Below are 21,001 nucleotides of genomic sequence, written 5' to 3'. Positions count from 1 at the left end.
CGGATGAGAGCAATATTGATATTTTTAGCTGGTCTGCTTTTCCCTATAACTTTTTTATTCGGGCAAAGTGCAATTCAGAAATATGCAGGAACGGCTATGCCGTATCCTTTGATAAAGAATCTGCCTGTTTTGAACCATGATGGTATGGTTCCTTTTTATATCAATCATTTAGGAAGGCACGGAGCACGGTTCCCGACTTCGGGAAAAGCATTAGAGAAGGTTAGAAATGTGCTTATATTGGCGGAGCAGGAAAACAGATTGACTGTAAAAGGTCAGGAACTGCTTGCTACGGTATTACGGCTGTCCGAAGCTTTCGAAGGACGATGGGGAGAATTGTCGGCAGTAGGAGAGCAGGAACAAAAGGGAATAGCAGAGCGTATGCTATTGCGTTATCCTGAAATATTTGTAGATTCGGCGCGAATTGAAGCGATAGCTTCCTATATTCCTCGTTGTATTAGTAGTATGGATGCTTTTCTTTCTGGTATGGAAAAACAGGATTCCTCATTGGTAATAAAGAAAAGTGCAGGAAAGCAATATAACCCACTTCTTCGTTTTTTTGATTTGAACAAGCCTTATGTTTATTATAAAGAGAAAGGTGACTGGATTTCTTTGTATGAATCATTTGTGCAAGATAAGATAGTTTTTACACCTGTCATGAAAAGGATTTTTCTCACCTCAGGACAAGAAACAGAACAGGAAAAACGGGAGTTTGTCATGGCTTTGTTCTCAATAGCAGCTATACTTCCTGATACAGGCTTATCTTTTAATATGAAAGGTATTCTCAATGATAAAGAATGGTATGGTTATTGGCAAACACAAAACTTGCGGCAATATCTGACTAAAAGTGCAGCACCAGTTGGAAATATGTTGCCGGTTGCAATTGCATGGCCGTTACTTTCAGAGTTTATTCAAACGACAGAGCAGGCAATTAACGGGCAATCGGACAATCGGGTGGATCTTCGTTTTGCGCATGCAGAAACTGTCATTCCTTTTGTAGCATTGATGGGTATAGGAAAAACGGATATACAGATAGCATCACCTGATTCCGTATCCATTTATTGGAAAGATTATGAGATTGCTCCGATGGCAGCTAATGTGCAATGGGTGTTTTATCGTGATAAGGACTGTCAAGTCTGGGTCAAAATACTTTTGAATGAGCAAGAAGTAACCATTCCGGTGGTCACATCCTTTTTCCCATATTATCGGTGGGAAGAAGTCTGCCACTATCTGAAACAACGGATAGCAATATCAAAAGAGATTCTTTCCAGGTCTTCAAGTAAAACTGATTAGCAAAAAGCCCTGTAAGAATGATTGCTTCTCACAGGGCTTATTTGTATGGGAAGAGAATTTTTTATAATAATTTGTTGGAACCAAGTATAATCAACATGGTATATCCCAATATCAGTCCGATGATTCCCATGATTATTCCGACTTTTTCCATATCCTTTTGCTGAATCATGCCTGTGGCATGTGCCAATGCGTTGGGAGGAGTACTGATAGGCAATATCATTGCTAATGATGAACCGATTGCCACTCCAATCAATAAAGTCTCTACCCCACCTAGGGAAGATAGGTTCTCACGCATGCTGCTTCCTGCAATGGCTAGGATGGGGACGAGCAATGCGGCAGTAGCTGTATGTGAGATGAAATTAGCCATAGCATAACAAATAAGTCCGGAGCCGACAATCATTAATACAGGAGGCCATGTGTTGAATGGGATAGCTTCAATCATATGTTTCGCCAGTCCGGTTTCCTGTAAAGCAACGCCCAGAGCGAAGCCGCCGGCTACCATCCAAAGTACGCTCCAACTGATTTCTTCCAGATCGCGTTTGGTGATGACTCCCGTTATACAGAAAACGGCTACCGGAATCATAGCTACTACATTAGAGTTTACTCCCGTCACCTTGTCAAACATCCAAAGTATGACTGTGATAGCAAAAGTGATATAAACCACAATGGAACGCCAGTCTTTTTTGGCTTCACCTTCAATTTGTAATTCAATATTTTTTTGTTTAAAGGGAAACAATCGTAAAAGTATGAACCAAGCGATAAACAATACAATAATAGTATAGGGTAACATAAAACTCATCCATTCTCCGAAACCGATATTTAGGTTCAGTCCCTCCGGATCATTCAGGTATTTTAAGGCAATTGCGTTGGGCGGTGTGCCGATAGGAGTTCCCATGCCACCCACATTAGCAGCTACAGGAATAGCCATAGCCAGACCAATTTTTCCTTTACCGTCTGCCGGAAGTACTTTTAATACAGGAGTTAGGAAAGTGAGCATCATGGCAGCTGTAGCCGTGTTGCTAAGGAACATTGAAAATGCAGCTGTAACAAGAATGAATCCTAATAGTACATAGCGTGATTGGGTTCCGAAAGGTCTTAGCATGACGCGTGCCAACAATACGTCCAATCCGCTTTTGGTTGCTGCGATGGCAAGTATGAACCCACCAATAAATAACATAATGATTGGATCGGCAAAGCAATGCATAATGGATTTATATTTGACTGTCTGTCCCAATTCTTCTGTCGAGATTCCTTGAGTAAGGAACCATAAGCTGCTGTCGGAAACGGTGAGTAACAATAAAACGACAATCAATACGGAAGTGGTCCATGCAGGGACAGCCTCGAATACCCACATCAGTGTGGCAAAAATAAAGATAGAAATAAGTCTTTGTTCTATAACTGTTAACCCTTCTATACCAAATGTGTCAATAGGGAGGAGCCATAAAATAAGGGAAAGGGTAATAGCTACGGTTAGCTTTATGCATCTGGCCACTGTCTGATTTTTTGCCAACCGTTTGGCTTTCTTTAAGTCTTGATAAGCTTCCACTAGATGGAAGCCGTGAAAAATCTTGTACATAATACTAGTTTAAGATAAAATTAAAAAACGGTGCAAAAATAACTTTTTATTCTATATCTCGTAAATCAACGAGAGAAGTTTTTTATAATTCTTTTGGATTGTGATGTCCTTGAAGATATTAATATGGATATTAGGTAGTCTGCTGCAATTTCTCTAAATTTGTGCCATTAACTCGACTAATACATTCATGGAGCACACTGAAACTTTAATAGTAGAGCAGTTGAAGATAGGCAACGAAGACGCCTATCAATACATCTATGACCGTCACTATGCTCTGCTGTGTCATGTCGCAAGTGGCTATGTAAAAGATCAATTCCTCGCGGAAACCATTGTCGGGGATACTATTTTTCATTTATGGGAGATTCGTGAAACGTTAGAGATTTCCGTTTCTATCCGTAGCTATTTGGTGAGAGCCGTCCGTAATCGTTGTATCAACTATCTGAATTCTGAATGGGAAAAGCGTGAGATCGCGTTTTCATCTCTAATGCCTGATGAGATAACAGACGATAAAATGACGATCTCCGATTCGCATCCGTTAGGTGCATTGCTGGAGCGTGAACTGGAAGAGGAAATATATAAAGCCATTGATAAATTGCCGAATGAATGTCGTCGCGTATTCGATAAAAGTCGTTTTGAAGGAAAATCATACGAAGAAATTTCTCAAGAGTTAGGCATCTCTGTCAATACGGTTAAATATCATATAAAGAATGCATTAGCATCTTTACAAATGAATCTAAGTAAATATCTGATTACTCTACTTTTATTTTTTTTCGGGTAAAAACGAAAAAAAGTCATTTTCAGACTACCCTCAATTAAAAAACTACTGTCTCCTTTATAGAACGCAGAAAAATGGAAGAAGAAAAGAAACATATTGATGAATTGATTGCAACCTATCTGACGGAAGGTTTGGACAAAAATGCTTTAGCCGAACTGAAAGCATGGATAGCTGCATCACCTGAAAATAAGAATTACTTTATTCAGCAGCGGGAAGTCTGGTTTTCTGCTGTCAGTCGTGAAGCTGCGTCGAAATACAATAAAGATAAAGCGTTCGATACATTTAAGAAACGTATCGGAAATCGGAAGGAAATAGAAAAAACGTCTCATCATGGATTCCGGTTGTCAATGTTGTGGCGTTATGCAGCGATTATTGCAGTCATACTTGCAGTCGGCTGCTTCTCTTATTGGCAGGGAGGAGTGAACGTAAAAGACACATTCGCGGATATATCCGTAGAAGCTCCTTTAGGATCGAGGACAAAGCTTTATTTGCCGGATGGTACATTAGTTTGGCTGAATGCCGGTTCACGAATGACTTACTCACAAGGTTTCGGAGTCGATAATCGTATGATCGAACTGGAAGGTGAGGGATATTTTGAAGTCCGGCGGAATGAAAAACTCCCTTTCTTTGTAAAGACTAAAGATTTACAATTGCAAGTACTGGGAACAAAATTTAATTTTCGCGATTACCCGGAGGATCATGAAGTCGTAGTATCTTTATTGGAAGGGAAAGTAGAACTGAATAATTTACTGAAAAAAGAGAAAGAAGCAATTCTTGCGCCTGATGAGAGAGCAATATTGAATAAAACGAACGGACGGATGACAGTAGAAACAGTTACAGCCTCTAATGCTTCGCAATGGACGGACGGTTATCTGTTTTTTGATGAAGAGCTTCTGCCGGACATCGTGAAAGAATTGGAACGTAGCTACAATGTAACTATTCGCATTGCCAATGATTCTTTAAATACCTTCCGGTTCTACGGTAATTTTGTCCGTCGGGAGCAAAGTATTCAGGAAGTATTGGATGCGTTGGCATCTACGGAGAAAATACAATATAAGATTGAAGAACGCAATATAACTATCTATTAACCGGTTACCAGAGATTTATAATACTATGATTGTTTAACCTTAGAAATTGAAGAATATGAAGGAAGAAAATAATATTGAATAGTCTTTAGTGAATGAATAAGGAGAGAAAAATAAAAACCGGAAGATCTCGAACATCTTCCGGCTCCTGAATCTCTTCTTCAACAACTTTCAAACGTGAGCATGTTTTCAAAAGAGATAATGCAAAGTTAGCAAAATACATCTCTTTTAAAACGAGTTATTCAAGTTTTAATTAAATAATTTGTTTATTTTATGAATTACAGGAAGAAGGCCATATTAATGGTCGTGGCTCTCTTTTGCCTTAACATAGCAATGCTAGCCCAGGCCGTTTCATTGAAAATGAATAATGTTTCAGTGAAAGAAGCAATGACGCAACTGAAGAATAAAAGCGGATATTCTTTCGTATATAAAGTGGGAGATCTGGATACAAAGAAAATTGTGAGTGTAAAGGCAAAGCAGTTGAATGAGGCTATCGATCAGATATTGTACGGGCAAGATGTTGTTTATGAGGTAAAAGGTAAGAACATTGTTGTCCAAAAAGGGCAACGGCAGAATACCTCTAAAGACACTAAAAAGCGTAAAATCACAGGTGTGGTGAATGATGCCAATGGTGAACCGATCATCGGTGCTACCATCAAGGAAAAAGGAACGGCTAACGGAACCGCATCTGATTTGGATGCGAAGTTCTCGTTGGAAGTATCACCGGGAGCCGTATTAGAGATTTCCTATATTGGTTATCAGACACAGGAAGTAAAAGTGGGCGACCGGACCTCTTTATCCGTGACCTTGGCTGAGAATCAGCAAATTTTAGATGAGGTGGTAGTGGTGGGATATGGTACGACTTCCCGCAAAAATCTGACTACTTCTATTGCTACGGTAAAAACAGAAAAAATATCGAAAGCAGCTACCAGTAATATTTCCGGAATGTTGTTGGGGCGTGCTGCCGGTTTGCAGGCAACCGTATCCAGTCCCCAGCCGGGAGGAGGCATCAATATCTCCATTCGTGGAGGTGGTACACCGATTTATGTGGTAGATGGAGTGGTTATGCCTAGCGGCTCTTTTGAAGTCGGTACGGGGAGCACATCACTTCCTTCCTCCGTCAACCGTGCAGGATTGGCAGGATTAAATCCCAACGATATTGAATCTATTGAAATCCTGAAAGATGCTTCTGCTGCCATTTATGGTATCGGAGCTGCCGATGGTGTTATTTTGGTGACTACCAAAAAGGGAAAAGAAGGAAAACCGACCATAGTGTATGAAGGAAGTTATTCCATACAGAAACATTATCCTTATCTGGAGGTATTGAGTGGTCCCGAATTGATGAACATGGTCAATGTTTTCAGTAAGGAGAATTATTTATATGACAAAGGTCAGTATCCTTATGGAAATACTGCTTATGATGATAAGTGGACACCTATCTTTACACCGACACAAATAGCCAATGCTCCGACTACGGACTGGTTGGACAAAGTGCTGAAAACAGGTGCGGTGACCAATCATAATCTGACGATTAGCGGTGGTTCTGAAAAGTTTAAATATTATCTGGGTGTTAACTACTATAAAGAAGATGCTACCGTTCATAATTCGGATATGGAGCGCTACTCTTTGCGTACAAATATCACCTCCCAACTGACTAACTTTTTGAAACTGACAACAATCGTCAATTTGAATCAGAATAATTACACGAACTCTACTGTTGGCGGGGATGTTGGGAACTTAGGAGATCAGGGAGCCGGAGCACTTTTCGGAGCAATTTTCTATCCTTCCTATCTTCCCATATACGATGCCGAAGGGAAATATAATGTATTTAGCCGGACGCCTAACCCTGTTTCCATGCATGATATTAATGATAAGTCCGAGCAAAGTGGTTATTACATGAATTTCTCATTGGATGTTGATATCATAAAGAATATGCTTTCGGCAAAAGTGTTGTATGGATTGAACAAGGAAAATACCTCTCGTGATTCATACATACCTTCTGATGTTTACTACGCATTGCAACGTAAATCCAGAGGAAACTTAGGATATGGAAAAAGGCAACAAAGCACTCTCGAAGGTACATTGACATTTCAACATAAGTTTGGCGAGCTGTTGGATATGAATCTGATGGCCGGTATGGGACGTTATCTCGATAGTGGCGATGGTTCGGATATATCATACGAAAATGCGAATGATCATATACAGGGAAGCAGTGTAGGCATGGCAGACGGTCCTTTCTATCCGACTTCTTATAAATATAAAAATGAAAAGAGGTCACAGTTTGTCAGAGGAAATTTCGACTTATTGGGTCGCTATGTAGTATCTGCTTCATTGCGCCGTGACGGTACGGATAAATTCTTTCCCAGTAAGAAATATGCTCTCTTTCCATCTGTTTCTCTAGCATGGAAAATGAACGAAGAATCATTTATAAAGAATATCTCCTGGATTAATATGTTGAAACTAAGAGCCAGTTATGGTGAAACTGGTAGTGACAATTTAGGTACAACACTATATGGTATTGTAACAACTACCCGTGAAGATGTTCAGTTCAATAATAATTCAGTTACCTATATTCCTTACATATTGTCCGGTGCCAACTATGAAGATGTAACCTGGCAAAAGACGGTTATGAAAAATATCGGATTGGATTTTTCCGTTCTTAGAGATAGAATCTGGGGTAGTGTAGATGTATTCCGTAATGACGTAACCCATTTGTTGGGGACAGCACCGACTGAATTATTGGGAATGCACGGAACACGTCCTATCAATGGAGGACATTATAAACGTACCGGAGTAGATGTGAGTTTGAATTCGCTGAATCTTCAAACACATGATTTCAAATGGACCTCTCAAATTACACTGTCCCATTATAACGCGGTATGGATAGAACGTATGCCCAACTATGATTATCAAAAATATCAGAAAAGGAAAAATGAACCGATGAATGCATTCTATTATTATAAAACGACCGGTATCATCAATGTGGATAAGAGTAATATGCCCGAATCGCAACGTTCGTTAGGTCCTGCTGCTTGTATGCCGGGATATCCTATTGTTGAAGATAAAAATGGTGATGGAATCATTGATGTGAATGACTCTTATATGGATAATACGTTACCTAAATTATATTTTGGTTTCGGGAATACATTTACATGGAAGAACTTTGATTTGGATATATTCATGTATGGTCAATTGGGAGTAAAGAAATGGAATGATGCATATGGCAATAGTATAGATGTCGGAGGTCTCTCCAGAGGAGTGGATGCGCACAATGTTGGTATCTATTCTTATAACATTTGGAATACCCAGACAAACACGAACGGACGCTTCCCGGGTATCGCAATCAGTAAATCAGTGGCTTTACCCGAAAATCTGGGCTTTGATTATACAAGAGAAAATGCCTCTTATATACGTGTAAGAAACATCACACTAGGATATAATCTGGGTCCCAAAGAGTTATCTGTATTTAAAGGATATATTAGAGGAATACGTGTGTTTGTCGATTTTCAGAATCCTTTGACCTTTACCAAATACAAAGGATATGACCCTGAAATCAACACCTCCTCTTCTAATTTGACCGGAGGGCAATATCCTCAAATGAGAGTTTATTCAATAGGTGCAAAATTAACCTTCTAAACTTCAAGCTATGAAATCTAACAAATTATGTCGTATGAAAAAGAAGATTTTTTTACCGATGCTTGTTTCCTTGCAACTATTATTCGGTAGTTGTGAGAATAATTTTGATCCTTATATTTATGGAGCTTTGTTGCAGGGAGAATATCCTTCTACAGAGCAGGAGTATGTTTCCTATATGATGATTTGCTACTTGCCATACACTACGGTTTGGACGTATGATATGGGTTCAGGCGGTTTGCAGCACGGTATTCATATACAGTCGGGAGGAACGGTACGTATGTTTGATTCCACTTCTGATATATGTGCATCTGCTACCACAGTAGGTGCAGACTGGGAACGCTTTACTAAAGGAGACTACAGTAATTGCTTTTATTACTGGCGTGGAAATGTAGATGATGGCAGTAACCTCAACCATTTCCCGAAAACAGCTCAAATAACCCGTATGACTGAAATCATTGGAACTTTGGAGAAAGCTCCTCTGACTGCTCTTACAGAAGAAAAAAAGAATAACCTGCTTGGAGAAGCACGTCTGTGTCGTGGATTGATGATGTACTTTCTGTTACATGTTTACGGTCCTGTACCGGTCATCCTAGACCCCGAAAAAGTAATTGATCCGGAAGCGTTATCGAATACCGTGCGTCCTTCTTTGGACGAAATGACTCAATGGATTACGGATGATTTGGAATTTGCTGCAAAGAACGCTCCCGAAACAGCTCCGGATTTGGGACGCTATACGCGTGACTATGCCCGTTTCTGCCTGATGAAACACTGTCTGAACGAGGGTGAACACATGGAAGGCTATTATCAGAGAGCGATGGATATGTATAATGAACTCAATACGGGTAAATATGATTTGTTTAAAACTGGAAGTACCCCATACGTTGACCTGTTTAAGAATGCCAATAAATTCAATAAAGAGATCATTATGGCTGTCAGTTGTAGTCCGACTGCCGATGGTAATCCGAAACATGGAAATGCGAACCCTTTCCTGATGTGGGCTTTACCTTCCGATGTGGCAAAAGAGGCTCCTTTCCCGATGGGAGGTGGATGGATGCAGGCTTTCAGTATGGACAAGAAATACTACGATGCTTTCGAAAGCAATGACGGTCGTTTGAAAACCATTGTAACCAGTTATAAGGATAAGAATGGTGTCGTTATCAGCAAAGATAATCTGGGAGTGAGATGGAACGGATATATTATAAATAAATTTCCGCAGGAAACCATGACAACTTTCCAGGGTACCGATATTCCTTTGGCAAGATGGGCCGATGTATTATTGATGTATGCAGAGGCAGAAGTACGCAAAACAGGAACTGTACCTTCTGTGGCTGCTATAAATGCAGTAAATCAAGTAAGGAACAGAGCAGGATTGGCAAATTTGCCGGCTGTGGCAACCAATACCAAGGATGCTTTTCTGGATGCTATCTTGACCGAACGGGGACATGAACTCTTTTATGAAGGTAATCGTAAAATTGACTTGATCCGTTTTAATAAATATGCGCAGGAAATGTATAAAGCGAAGGGAGTAATGCCGACGCATCAGTACATGCCGATTCCTAATTATGCAGTCGAACAGGCGGTTTCTTATGGAAAAGAGCTGAAGCAAACTTGGGAACGTCCGGGTTGGGCGGAAGATAAGAGCAAAGCGCAGCAAAATATAAATTAAACCTATTAACTGAATATAAAGATATGAAACGTATGAGTTACTATATAATTGGTCTATTATTGTCTTTAATGAGTTGGGCATGCTCGGATGATGTAGAAACAGGCAGAGAAGAAATTCCGGTGGAAACGGATGGCGGATATTTATTTGCCCACATGACGAATGCTAATTATGGAAAGCTGTATTATGCAGCTTCCCGGGATGGTGTAAATTGGGAGACGCTAAATAAAGGTCGGATAATCAATAGTGCTTACATTGGGCATCCAGATATTTGTCAGGGACATGATGGGGCTTTTTATATGATAGCAGTCAATCCGTTGGCTTTGTGGCGGTCAGAAGATTTGGTGACATGGACGTCTAGCCCGTTGGATGAAATGATTTTTAATCGTAGTAATGCGCAGGGATTTTATACTACTTATTATTGGGGAGCACCCAAGATGTTTTATGACAAGGACAGCGGACAATATATTATAAGCTGGCATGCCTGCAACGATCCGGATAAGGATGACTGGGACAGTATGCGTACTCTCTATGTGTTGACAAAAGATTTTGAGACGTATACAGAACCGCAGAAACTGTTCAACTTCACTGGCGCAGATGAGAACATGGCTATTATTGATGCCATTATCCGAAAGGTAAACGGTGTTTATTATGCAATCTTGAAAGATGAACGTGATCCGGCTGTTGCTCCGGAAACCGGGAAAACAGTCCGTATTGCCACCTCTTCCAATCTGACCGGTCCTTACACCAATCCGGGAACACCTGTCACTCCGAATGATATGATGCGTGAAGCACCTATTTTTATCGAACGGCCCAATCATAGCGGTTGGTTCATTTATGCGGAGTCTTATGCCGCCAAACCTTATGGCTATCATTTGTTTCAGTCGACCTCTATGGACGGGCCGTGGAAAGAGCGTACCTTCTCCGGGCCTAATGTAAAGGATGGCACGGACAGACCGGGTGCACGACACGGCTGCATCGTGAAGGTGAACGAAACGGTTTATCAGGCTTTGTTGAAAGCATATAAAAAATAAATGTATAATCTTAATATGACTGTATTATGAAATATTATATATATACGATTTTTCTGCTTCTGTTGGCGGCATCCTGTAGCGATGACGTACAGAAATGGGATAATTGGCCGGAATGGAAACTTGCCTCTCCTCTTTCCGTAGGGGGGAATGTGTTGGATGAAGAAATTTACTCCAATTTTCAGGGGAAGAAGCTTCATTTGGAAAAGGGACAGGAAATCGAATTTTCGGGAACCGATGGTATAGAATCCATTCTCTCACCGGATTACTTTGAATACTTGTCCGAAAATAAAGCTCGTTTTAAAGGAGAGACAGGCGATTATAGTGTGCTTTATGATCCCGTTAATGAACTTCTGTATGTAGAAAAAGCCGGTGCAACTTATCCGGAAGGATTGTGGTTCTGTGGTGCTAACTGGGGGCATCCTCAAGCGGGAGTGGTTACTACAAGTGGCTGGAGTATGGACGGAGCCAACAATGTGCTTTATTGTTATAAAAGTGCTGACAACGTTTTTCAGCTCACTGTATATTTGGCTAATAACTTCTCATTCAAGTTCTTCAAACATAGAGGTTGGGGAGAAGGTGATAATGAGATTACCACTTTACCGGAAGACAATATAACACTTACCACTCCATTCCTGGTTGCAGGAAAGAGTGGGGGAGATTTTATCCCTGGACCGCTGTTCCAACCCGGAGTATATCTTATTACGCTTGATTTGAACAATAATACTTGTGCTTTTGAAGCAAAAGATGAAAATATTCAGGAGCAAACCTTCCTTGTTAACGGGCATGAAATGGGTATATTAGAAGAGGCTTCGTCTTACCTGGGTATTGCTTTGGAACTTCATGAAGGCGATGAAGTGACTTTCGGCAATTTCGGTGATGTGAGAAAGATGCTTCAACCGGATTTCTTTGAAGATATAACAAAGGATAAAGCCACATTTATAGGGGCGGACGGAAACTATAAACTGTTTTATGATCCGATAAACAAACTGATGTATTTAGAAAATCGTTCGGTAAACTACCCGGATGGTTTATGGGTTTGCGGTTCTAATTTCGGGCATCCTCAAGCCGGACGGGTGACTGTTGCCACATGGACCTTCAATTTGCCGAGTGATGCATTCCAGTGCGTGAAGATATCGGATAATGTTTTTGAAACAACTCTTTATCTGGTTAAAGATTTCCAGTTTAAATTCTATAAGCAACGTCCGTGGGGAGGTGAACTGGCTAGCACCACTGTTAATCCTTATCCTATTAATCTATTAGGTAAAGGCTGGTTTTATAGTGATCCGGCAACGGGTGGTACTGGTGGCGGACATTTTACCGGTGATTTTGTAGCCGGGCCGGATTTCACGCCGGGAGTATACCGTGTCCGGATAGATCTGAATAAGAATATATGTATGTTTATTGATAAGGTAGACGAAGGTCAGCTTGGAGAAGAATCTTATAAAATAAACGGTACAGAGCTGACTCAATCTAATGATCCCAATTATATCGGTGTAGAGTTGAATCTCACGAAAGGGCAGACTGTCGATTTTGAAGGTTTTAGTTATCTGGATTATATGCTTCAACCGGAATACTTTACGAATGAAAACGGCCAATACAAGTTTAATGCTCCGGATGGCAAGTATAAGATCTCCTATAATAAGAATAGGGAACTTATATATGTAGAGAAAACGACTGGTGCGGAATTCCCCGAAACTGTATGGATCACTGGGGCTACCTTCGGGCATCCTAGAATCAGCGGACTTCTTGCTGATGACATTGGAAATTGGGGATGGGAAAACCCGAAAGATTTTATCTGTTGTGTGAAGACCGGGGATCGTATTTTTGAAACCAATCTATTTTTAAACAATGACTTTATGTTCAGATTCTATAAGAAAAAAGGTTGGAATAATGAAATTACTTCGTTTGACGTGACTATTGTGTCTGAAGGTGATTTAATAGCCCGGGGCGGTTATTGGAACGGAGATCAATGGCAGGAAACAGAAAACTTCGGACCGGGAGCTAATTTCAGAGCCGGTATATATCATGTCAAGCTGGATATGAATACAAATACCTGCACGTTTACAAAGAAATACTAGTTTTGAGTATTATATTAGTATAGCATAACATAAAGAGGCCGGTTTTATACAAAACACGACCTCTTTATATAAATGGCTATGTGGTTTTCTCTTTTAGAAATGTCTTATTATATAGATTCTAAAAATAATATCCATGAAGAAATCTTTATTGGTTTTAGCTTTATTGTTTTCATTGGCATCCTTTTCCCAGTCTCCGGTCGATAAGTCTTTTCCTCCGGAAGAGGTGTTTGCATTGGGTTCTTATTATTAACCCGAGCAATGGGATTCCTCCCAATGGGAACGTGATCTGAAGAAAATGTCGGAGATGGGGATCAAGTTCACCCATTTTGCGGAGTTCGCTTGGGCCATGATGGAGCCGGAAGAAGGAAAGTATGATTTTGAGTGGCTGGATCGTGCAGTCTCTTTGGCGGAGAAATATGGTTTGAAAGTAATCATGTGTACGCCTACTCCTACACCTCCTGCCTGGCTGTCGAAAAAGTACCCCGATATATTGATTCAGCGGGATAATGGAGTTTCCATTCAGCACGGACGGCGTCAGCATGCTTCCTGGAGTAGCGACCGTTACCGTCGTTATGTAGAAAACATTGTTTCCCGTCTGGCAATGCGTTATGGCAATCATCCTGCTGTTATCGGCTGGCAGATTGACAATGAGCCGGGACACTACGGAGTAGTGGATTACAGTGAAAATGCACAACTAAAATTCCGCGTCTGGCTACAAAAGAAATACGGAACTATCGACGAACTGAATGATACATGGGGAACCTCTTTCTGGAGTGAAACTTATCAGGACTTCGACCAAGTGCGTCTCCCTAGTCAGCAGGAAGTACCCGATAAGCCCAATCCTCATGCCATGCTCGACCTGAACCGTTTCATGGCAGACGAATTGGCGGGCTTTGTTAATATGCAGGCGGACATACTCCGGCAGCATATTAATAAAGACCAATGGATCACTACCAACCTGATTCCTGTTTTCAATCCGGTTGACCCGGTACGGATCGATCATACGGACTTCCTGACCTACACCCGCTATCTGGTGACCGGACATAATCAAGGAATAGGTAGCCAGGGCTTTCGAATGGGGATTCCCGAAGATCTTGGGTTTTCCAATGACCAGTTTCGTAACCGTGTAGGCAAAACATTCGGAGTGATGGAACTACAACCCGGTCAGGTGAACTGGGGAGTGTATAATCCACAACCCCTACCCGGCGCTGTGCGTATGTGGGTGTATCACGTTTTTGCAGGTGGTGGGAAGTTTGTGTGCAATTACCGTTTCCGTCAACCTCTGAAAGGCAGTGAGCAGTATCATTACGGCATGATAATGACCGACGGGGTGACTCTTTCTCCGGGCGGTGAAGAATATGTACGTATCACGCAGGAGATGAAAAAGCTTCGTGCCGCCTACGATAAGAAAAACCGTATGCCCAAACAGCTGGCTTCCCGACGCATTGGACTGCTTTTCGATATGAACAACTATTGGGAAATGGAGTTCCAGCGTCAGACAGACCAGTGGTGGACGATGCCGCACATACATAAGTATTACAACCTGTTGAAGTCCTTTGCCGCTCCCGTCGATGTGATCTCGGAGAAGGAGGATTTTTCGGGTTATCCCTTCCTGATTGCGCCGGCTTATCAGTTGCTTGATAACAATTTGGTAGAACGTTGGACTGAATACGTGAAGAATGGAGGACATCTGATTCTGACCTGCCGTGCCGGGCAGAAAGACCGTAATGCCAAATTGTGGGAGGCTCCTTTAGCTGCTCCCATCCACCAACTGGCCGGAATAAACAGCCTGTACTATGACCATCTGCCTCACAATCTGTATGGAATGGTTGATTTCGGGGGCATGGAATACGCCTGGAACAATTGGGCGGACGTACTAACTCCGGATGCCGGAACAGATGTTTGGGCTGTGTATGCGGACCAGTTTTATAAGGGAGCTGCTTCTGTGATACACCGTAGGCTGGGTAAAGGAACGGCCACCTATATCGGAACGGATACCGATGACGGGAAATTGGAGAAAGAAGTAGTACGTCGTGTATATAAGGAAGCCGGCGTACCGACTGAAGATTTACCATACGGAGTAGTGAAGGAATGGCGGGATGGTTTTTACATCGCTTTGAATTATACATCGGACATTCAGGAAATAGCCATTCCCGATGAGGCGGAGATATTGATCGGCAGTGCACGCCTCGAACCTGCAGGAGTAGTGGTGTGGAAGGAAAAGTCAGACGACAGGCATAAATAATCAAATAAACGGGAATTAAAAGAACAAGGAATCTTTTATATTAATCAATTGAAAATAGCATGAAAAATAAATGGTGTGTTAATGTTGTGTTTTTATTCTTTTTAGTGGGGATATGTGTATGCGCCTGTACACAGGATTCTAATTCTTCAAACAACAGTCGTTGGACGGAAGAGAAGATACAAGAATGGTATGACAATCAGCCTTGGCTGGTAGGTTGCAATTATATTCCGGCAACGGCAATCAATCAGATAGAAATGTGGAGTGCGGATACTTTCGATCCTGAACAGATTGATAAAGAGCTATCATGGGCGCATGAACTGGGCTTTAATACCTTACGCGTATTCTTGAGCAGTGTCGTATGGCAAAATGATGCGGCAGGAATGAAGAAACGTATGGATGATTTTTTGAATATTTGCGGGCAATATTCAATCCGCCCTATGTTTGTGTTCTTTGATGATTGTTGGAATCCGGAGTCGGCTTATGGCAAGCAACCGGAACCGAAGACGGGTGTACATAATTCCGGCTGGGTGCAGGACCCTTCGTGTAGTTTGCGTAAAGACACACTGACGTTGTATCCTTTTCTACAAGAGTATGTAAAAGATATTGTCCGAACCTATGCTAACGATGACCGGATATTGATGTGGGATTTGTATAATGAACCCGGAAATAGTAAACACGAGGAAACTTCTTTGCCCTTATTGACGAATGTCTTTCGTTGGGTGCGCGATTGTAAACCGTCACAACCGATTACTGCCGGTGTATGGGACTATAATTCTCCCCGGAAGAATGTTCTGAATGCGTTTGTGTTGAATCATTCGGACATCATCTCTTATCATAATTACGATAATGAGGAACGGCATGGCGAATGTATCAAATTTTTAAAGATGCTTAACCGTCCGTTGATCTGTACCGAATATATGGCCCGTCGCAATGACAGCCGCTTTTGTAATGTTCTTCCTTTGATGAAAAAAGAAAAGGTAGGCGCCATCAATTGGGGATTTGTTGCAGGAAAGACAAATACTATTTTTGCCTGGGATGACGTCATTCCGTCGGGTGAAGAACCAGAATTATGGTTTCATGATATCTATCGTCCTACCGGAGTACCTTATCAGCAGGAAGAAGTCGATTGTATTCAATCCCTGACAGGAAAAAGATAGAATCACGTATTCTTTTTTATCTCTGTTTTTTAGTTTTCATATAGGTTGCTATACTATATTATTTTATTTTTGTATCGTTCTTCTATAATTTGATAACTACTATAATTAAAACCATGAAAAAACTGAAGATTTTATTATTCTTATGTATTGTTGCATGTACGCTTACGGTACAGGCGCAAAAACAATTTACTTTGAGCTCTCCGGATGGAAAGCTTCAAACGACGATTACCGTAGGTGATAAGCTGACTTATGACATCCACTGTAACGGACGGCAGATCCTTGCTCCTTCTCCAATTTCGATGACATTGGATAACGGAGAAGTCTGGGGAGAGAAAGCAAAGTTGTCCGGCACTTCCGGGAAAAAAGTAGATCAGATGATTCCTTCTCCTTTCTATCGTGCCAGTGAATTGAGAGACCACTATAATGAACTGACTCTTCGGTTTAAAAAAGACTGGAATGTCGAGTTTCGTGCGTACAATGATGGTATTGCTTACCGCTTTGTCAGCCGTGCGAAGAAACCTTTCAACGTGGTAGATGAAACAGTAGATTATCATTTCCCATCCGATATGGTAGCTTCTGTACCTTATGTAAAAACAGGAAAAGACGGTGATTATAACTCTCAATATTTCAATTCATTCGAAAATACTTATACTACCGATCCATTATCGAAGCTGAATAAAAAACGTTTGATGTTTTTGCCATTAGTCGTGGATGCCGGCGAAGGCGTTAAGGTTTGTATCACAGAATCCGATTTGGAGAATTATCCCGGCCTTTATTTGTCTGCTATTGAAGGAGAAAATCGGTTGACGGGACGTTTCGCTCCATACCCCAAGAAGATGGTGCAAGGCGGACACAATCAACTTCAAATGTTGGTGAAAGAGCATGAAGCTTACATTGCCAAAGTAGATAAACCCCGGAATTTCCCGTGGCGCATGAGCATTGTTACCACTTCCGATAAGGATTTGGCAGCAAGCAACTTGAGCTATTTGTTGGCTGCCCCTTCCCGTCTGACGGATCTTTCATGGATTAAACCCGGCAAAGTAGCATGGGACTGGTGGAATGCCTGGAATTTGGATGGCGTTGATTTTGTGACCGGAGTAAATAATCCGACTTATAAAGCCTACATTGATTTTGCTTCTGCAAACGGAATCGAATATGTGATACTTGACGAAGGCTGGGCGGTAAATCTGCAAGCGGATTTGATGCAAGTGGTGAAAGAGATTAACCTGAAAGAATTGGTAGATTATGCAGCCTCCAAAAATGTGGGTATTATTCTTTGGGCCGGTTATTATGCTTTCGAACGTGATATGGAGAATGTTTGCCGTCATTATGCCGACATGGGAGTAAAAGGTTTTAAGGTCGACTTTATGGATCGTGACGATCAGCTTATGACTGCGTTCAATTATCGGGCTGCCGCGATGTGTGCTAAATATAAACTGATCCTCGACTTGCATGGAACGCACAAACCGGCCGGTTTGAATCGTACTTACCCGAATGTATTGAACTTTGAAGGTGTCAATGGTCTGGAACAGATGAAATGGAGCCCGGCTTCGGTGGATCAGGTGAAGTATGACGTGATGATTCCTTTCACTCGTCAAGTATCCGGTCCGATGGACTACACTCAAGGAGCGATGCGCAATGCTTCGAAAGGTAACTATTATCCTTGCAATTCAGAACCGATGAGTCAGGGAACTCGTTGCCGTCAACTTGCTCTGTATGTTGTATTTGAATCTCCTTTCAATATGTTGTGTGATACGCCGAGCAACTATATGCGCGAACCGGAATCAACAGGATTTATTGCTGATGTTCCGACAGTGTGGGATGAAAGTATCGTGCTTGATGGTAAGATGGGAGAGTATATCGTAACAGCACGCCGGAGTGGAAATGTCTGGTATGTAGGTGGAATCACCAATTGGACGGCACGTGACATCGAAGTGGATTGCTCTTTCCTGGGTGGTAAGACGTATGACGCTACATTGTTTAAAGACGGAGCAAATGCTCACCGGATCGGGCGTGATTATAAATGTGAATCCATCCGGATAAAAAATGACAGTAAGTTGAAGATTCATTTGGCACCCGGAGGTGGTTTTGCTTTGAAGATTAAGTAAACAACCACTTTACACACTACATTGTCTATTAAATCTTGAAATAGATTTGATATATCTGCAATAGGTTGGATAAGGGTGCGTCCCCACCCTTATAAACGAAGAATAACCCTCGTTACAACTATCTGTAGCGAGGGCTATTACATTAAAAAGAGAGTTCTGGCACATTCCTGTCAGATTCTTATAAGCAAGTCGATTGGGAGGATCACCCTGTAATGACGATGATAGGCAGGGAGGTGTCAGGATAAAGCCGCAATACCTGTCCCTATCAAATTGGCATTATTCATGCTTTTGATATCAACCTCTACATCTTCCAAACCAAACAAACTGAAAAGCTCCCGTAATTTTTCCATGACAATCATGTTATAGTTCTTGTCTTTTCTGTTCTTGCTCCAAAAAAGGCTGCCTTCTGCAACCAGGCAAATTTTTCGTATATTCTTGTTGTATGACTTCAACAACATGATAAGCCCTGTCAGTGAAGCTGCAACTAACTGTGCTGATCTACTATATATCCACTGTGCTACTTCTACATACACCTCCTTATAAATATCGGGATAGTTCATAATAGAGGTGAGCTTTTGTGCATCAAACTTTTCTTCGAACTCCTCCAATGGGAAAGTTGCTTTTAGAATATCTCCCAGGTACATACCGGATACAGCTTTTTCGAAACGTTGTTTTCCCGGATTCCCGGAGATTCCATCCACTGTATTATCTACTGCAGTGAGGAACGGTGGATGAAAATTGCCGGATTCCAGATTGACGGGAATCAATCCATCTACTTTATGTGACGGATTTAATTTTTTAATTTTGTCAGCCGGAATAAAAGTTGCCATATTGGTGCCTGTTCCTACAATCAGACCTATATACGCATCGTAACTACTGTCGGTAAGTCCGGCAAATAAACTGGCAACAGTGTCATTGAGCACTTTTATGTTCGTAAACTTGATTTTATTTCTTTCATTCAGATAGTCGAGCAAAGGTTTTCCAACAACTTCTCCGATCATCTCTTTTATATCAACCCCTTTGGTCCAACGCAGCAGTTTAGCATCTCCACCTGGGACGGACTCTGTCGGATAAGAAAAACAATATCCAATTGGCATCTCTTTTTCCCGTTTTATTCCGGTTATCATATCTGCCATTTCTTTGAACAACTCCTCTCGGGTATAACCGGGAGTTTTCATAATCGACATGTCCTTTTTCCAACCATTGTTAGGATGAATGGTGGGAGGCATTTTGCTGAAGTCAACGATTGCTACCCGGTAATTCGTTCCTCCCAAGTCGAGTACTAATGATTTGCCATTGATACCACTTGCTTTCGGAGTGATGAAAGTGGGAATGCATTGTATCTCTGCATTTTCAGTGTTCAAACCTTCTTCTACTTTCGCTTTAAATGAGCGAGCAATCTCTTTGAGCTGCTCATTATCTAACTGAAAAATATTTTTCTCCATGATATTATTTTTATTGTATAGAATATGTTTATGTATGAATAACAACTGAAGAGGAATTTTGCTCGTTAGGTATACGGTATATGGATCCAATCGGATTCCTGGATTTATCTCTTTCTTTTTGCTCTTTTCCTTTTTGCTCTTTCTTAAAAAAATGCTGAATGCAGTTTACTTACGCACACTTTCTCCTGTCGCCTATTTTTCACTTGCATTTCTCATATTCTCATTGTTTTTCGATAAACGAAAGATAATCAAATAGATATATTATGAGAAATACTTTTCAAAACGGCATTTCTCATAATATTACCAGCTTTTTATGCTGAAAATAGTGTATTTCTCATAGACTTTTTTTTTATTCTCATATTCCTTTTATGCATTTTCTCTATTTCTTGTTTTTTGTGGTCGTCATTCTGTTCCTCCCAGTCTTTTTCCGGACTGATTGTTATTCTTCCTTTTTTATATAAGTAACTTTTTATAAAGCAATTACCTTGCCTTACTTTACTGCTTTCCTGTATTAAGTTCTCCTTATCCCTTTATATTTTATCCTAATCATTGTTGTGTTTTGCTATAAGTATTTGTATCGTTTCACTGGAGTGGGCAGATCATTGCACTCTAGTGAACGGTACTGTCTACTCTAGTGCACAGACCTTTCCACTCTAGTGGAACGATATGGCTGCTTATACATAAATATGCTAATGTCTACTCTCTATACTCTGCATGTCCATTTTATAATCTATTATTTAAGTATTACCTGATTACATCTCTAGCTTGGCTTGACTTCATAATAGTCTGATGCTTCCTTTGCCTTGTAGTAGACTCTTTTTTTACTGAGTGTTTCGTTGCAGTCCATGCTAACTATGTAAGCGTCTCGGCGATGCCGCCCCCCCTCAAAAAAAATAGAAGTAGCATCTC

The 21,001-nt window shown here is 41.1% G+C and carries 11 protein-coding genes and 1 pseudogene; 10 read left to right on the top strand and 2 right to left on the bottom strand.

Features of this window, described 5'->3' with window-relative positions:
* Nucleotides 1–3: 3 nt before the first annotated feature.
* A complete protein-coding gene (locus DW173_RS21890) occupies nt 4–1,290 on the top strand; it encodes a histidine-type phosphatase (RefSeq protein ID WP_120145230.1) in 1,287 nt (428 codons plus the stop codon).
* Between the two features lie 61 nt (nt 1,291–1,351).
* Here the strand turns inward: DW173_RS21890 and DW173_RS21885 are convergent, their stop codons facing one another.
* The gene (locus DW173_RS21885; protein WP_120145223.1) at nt 1,352–2,866 is read right to left on the bottom strand and encodes an SLC13 family permease; all 1,515 of its coding nucleotides are present in this window, start codon (nt 2,864–2,866) and stop codon (nt 1,352–1,354) included.
* Nucleotides 2,867–3,053: 187 nt separating this feature from the next.
* Here DW173_RS21885 and DW173_RS21880 point away from each other — a divergent pair, with 187 nt between their 5' ends.
* From DW173_RS21880 to DW173_RS21840, 9 genes and pseudogenes are all read left to right on the top strand, one after another.
* A complete protein-coding gene (locus DW173_RS21880; RefSeq protein WP_008026656.1) occupies nt 3,054–3,644 on the top strand; it encodes an RNA polymerase sigma-70 factor in 591 nt (196 codons plus the stop codon).
* Nucleotides 3,645–3,715: 71 nt separating this feature from the next.
* Entirely contained in the window at nt 3,716–4,729 is a 1,014-nt protein-coding gene (locus DW173_RS21875; RefSeq protein WP_004316847.1) for a FecR family protein, read from the top strand.
* A 270-nt stretch (nt 4,730–4,999) separates the two neighbouring features.
* Nucleotides 5,000–8,362, top strand: a complete 3,363-nt coding sequence (locus DW173_RS21870; RefSeq protein WP_009040223.1) for a TonB-dependent receptor — start codon at nt 5,000–5,002, stop codon at nt 8,360–8,362.
* Between the two features lie 10 nt (nt 8,363–8,372).
* Nucleotides 8,373–10,028, top strand: coding sequence for a RagB/SusD family nutrient uptake outer membrane protein (locus DW173_RS21865; RefSeq protein ID WP_120145222.1), 1,656 nt, complete (start codon nt 8,373–8,375; stop codon nt 10,026–10,028).
* Between the two features lie 32 nt (nt 10,029–10,060).
* Nucleotides 10,061–11,059, top strand: coding sequence for a family 43 glycosylhydrolase (locus tag DW173_RS21860; protein WP_120145229.1), 999 nt, complete (start codon nt 10,061–10,063; stop codon nt 11,057–11,059).
* Between the two features lie 26 nt (nt 11,060–11,085).
* Nucleotides 11,086–13,137, top strand: coding sequence for a SusF/SusE family outer membrane protein (locus tag DW173_RS21855; protein WP_120145221.1), 2,052 nt, complete (start codon nt 11,086–11,088; stop codon nt 13,135–13,137).
* A gap of 133 nt (nt 13,138–13,270) precedes the next feature.
* Nucleotides 13,271–15,382, top strand: a pseudogene (locus DW173_RS21850) (beta-galactosidase).
* A 59-nt stretch (nt 15,383–15,441) separates the two neighbouring features.
* Nucleotides 15,442–16,539 carry a cellulase family glycosylhydrolase gene (locus DW173_RS21845; RefSeq protein WP_008026643.1) on the top strand — a complete coding sequence of 366 codons (1,098 nt, stop codon included), beginning with the start codon at nt 15,442–15,444 and terminating at the stop codon, nt 16,537–16,539.
* A gap of 113 nt (nt 16,540–16,652) precedes the next feature.
* Nucleotides 16,653–18,647 carry a glycoside hydrolase family 97 protein gene (locus tag DW173_RS21840; protein WP_120145220.1) on the top strand — a complete coding sequence of 665 codons (1,995 nt, stop codon included), beginning with the start codon at nt 16,653–16,655 and terminating at the stop codon, nt 18,645–18,647.
* A gap of 236 nt (nt 18,648–18,883) precedes the next feature.
* Here the strand turns inward: DW173_RS21840 and DW173_RS21835 are convergent, their stop codons facing one another.
* Nucleotides 18,884–20,092, bottom strand: a complete 1,209-nt coding sequence (locus DW173_RS21835) for a hexokinase (RefSeq protein ID WP_008026640.1) — start codon at nt 20,090–20,092, stop codon at nt 18,884–18,886.
* Nucleotides 20,093–21,001 lie beyond the last annotated feature (909 nt).

The organism is Bacteroides sp. AM16-13 (genome assembly GCF_003602705.1).
GTDB classification, from domain to species: Bacteria; Bacteroidota; Bacteroidia; order Bacteroidales; family Bacteroidaceae; genus Bacteroides; species Bacteroides xylanisolvens.
Note: the sequence above shows the minus strand (reverse complement) of the source record. Positions and strands in the feature narration are given on the sequence as shown.

Bases quoted from the DNA above. Each gene is read 5' to 3' on its own strand.
- DW173_RS21890 (WP_120145230.1), top strand. From the start codon at position 4: ATGAGAGCAATATTGATATTTTTAGCTGGTCTGCTTTTCCCTATAACT.
- DW173_RS21885 (WP_120145223.1), bottom strand. From the start codon at position 2,866: ATGTACAAGATTTTTCACGGCTTCCATCTAGTGGAAGCTTATCAAGAC.
- DW173_RS21880 (WP_008026656.1), top strand. From the start codon at position 3,054: ATGGAGCACACTGAAACTTTAATAGTAGAGCAGTTGAAGATAGGCAAC.
- DW173_RS21875 (WP_004316847.1), top strand. From the start codon at position 3,716: ATGGAAGAAGAAAAGAAACATATTGATGAATTGATTGCAACCTATCTG.
- DW173_RS21870 (WP_009040223.1), top strand. From the start codon at position 5,000: ATGAATTACAGGAAGAAGGCCATATTAATGGTCGTGGCTCTCTTTTGC.
- DW173_RS21865 (WP_120145222.1), top strand. From the start codon at position 8,373: ATGAAATCTAACAAATTATGTCGTATGAAAAAGAAGATTTTTTTACCG.
- DW173_RS21860 (WP_120145229.1), top strand. From the start codon at position 10,061: ATGAGTTACTATATAATTGGTCTATTATTGTCTTTAATGAGTTGGGCA.
- DW173_RS21855 (WP_120145221.1), top strand. From the start codon at position 11,086: ATGAAATATTATATATATACGATTTTTCTGCTTCTGTTGGCGGCATCC.
- DW173_RS21845 (WP_008026643.1), top strand. From the start codon at position 15,442: ATGAAAAATAAATGGTGTGTTAATGTTGTGTTTTTATTCTTTTTAGTG.
- DW173_RS21840 (WP_120145220.1), top strand. From the start codon at position 16,653: ATGAAAAAACTGAAGATTTTATTATTCTTATGTATTGTTGCATGTACG.
- DW173_RS21835 (WP_008026640.1), bottom strand. From the start codon at position 20,092: ATGGAGAAAAATATTTTTCAGTTAGATAATGAGCAGCTCAAAGAGATT.